This window comes from Parendozoicomonas callyspongiae (assembly GCF_023502345.1).
GTDB lineage: Bacteria > Pseudomonadota > Gammaproteobacteria > Pseudomonadales > Endozoicomonadaceae > Sansalvadorimonas > Sansalvadorimonas callyspongiae.
Map to the genome: position 1 here is coordinate 1 of NZ_JAMFLX010000096.1, position 984 is coordinate 984.

1 protein-coding gene and 1 pseudogene are annotated in these 984 nt (G+C 45.5%); both read right to left on the minus strand.

All coding sequences use genetic code 11. The features are described from left to right. Positions 1–381, minus strand: a pseudogene (locus M3P05_RS20420) (transposase); the annotation flags it as partial. An 85-nt stretch (positions 382–466) separates the two neighbouring features. Continuing rightward, entirely contained in the window at positions 467–880 is a 414-nt protein-coding gene (locus M3P05_RS20425) for a helix-turn-helix domain-containing protein (protein ID WP_249701977.1), read from the minus strand. Positions 881–984: the final 104 nt, after the last annotated feature.

Here is a 984-nt window from a genome sequence, read left to right on the forward strand (position 1 = left end):
TGTGGGCAGGTAGCAAACAATCAGCCTCTTTTCGATCATCCAGTCATCCAGCTGTTCTCTGAATTTTTTGCAAGTGTGAATACTGGCATTATCAACTACGACCAGAGTGTAACGGTCGCCAGTGCTGTATTTCGGGTCTTGTATTTGTTCGGCAAAATCTTCAAACACACGGATGACTTCATCACCAGTGACCGATCCACAAACAGGGTAGTAAAACAGGTCATTATCACGATTCATAAACCCCAGAACATTTATGCGCTGGCTGTTAACTGAAGGAATTCTCAACTGTTCTCCTTTTGGTTGCCAAGCATAAGGAACACAGGGCTGCTGGGAGAAACCTGATTCATCAAAATAAAACAGGTTTATAAGCCCTTTCCGTTCTGCATTCTGAGCGTTCTTCAGTGTCTGATGGCAGCGCTCGAAGGCTACCTGATCGCGCTTATGCTGACAGGACTTGCGTACGCGTTTATATACCAAACCGATTTTTTTTTGCTGCTCTCTTTAGAGTTTTTAAGGAGGCCCGTTTACCCGTTTCCTCTTCAAGTTTTGCCTGCGCATAAGATATACGGCGTGGCTCTTCTGCAATTAACTCTGCGAGGCGCTCTATCTCCTGGTCATTGTAGATCGTCGGTTTTCCGCCTCCGTGATCTTTATATAGGCCTTGTATACCCAAGCACTCCCAGTCATCAACCCACTGAGATATCGTCTGATATTGAACACCAAAAATATCAGCTATCTGGGCAAGAGAGTATCCTTTCGAACTGAGCAATACCGCATGGGCACGCTCTCTTACGTACGGCAGAGGCCCGTTGCGCATTGCATACTTTAAGGTATCAATAATGGCACTATCAGTGATAGGAGTGACGATCTTCTTCATCATGGCAGGCTCGGGACAGCAGTACTGAAAATATAGCACTCTATGAAACCGTACTGTCGTACGCTGTAGAGGTGGTCAATATATGAAAGCTGTTGTCTGGCTACTTA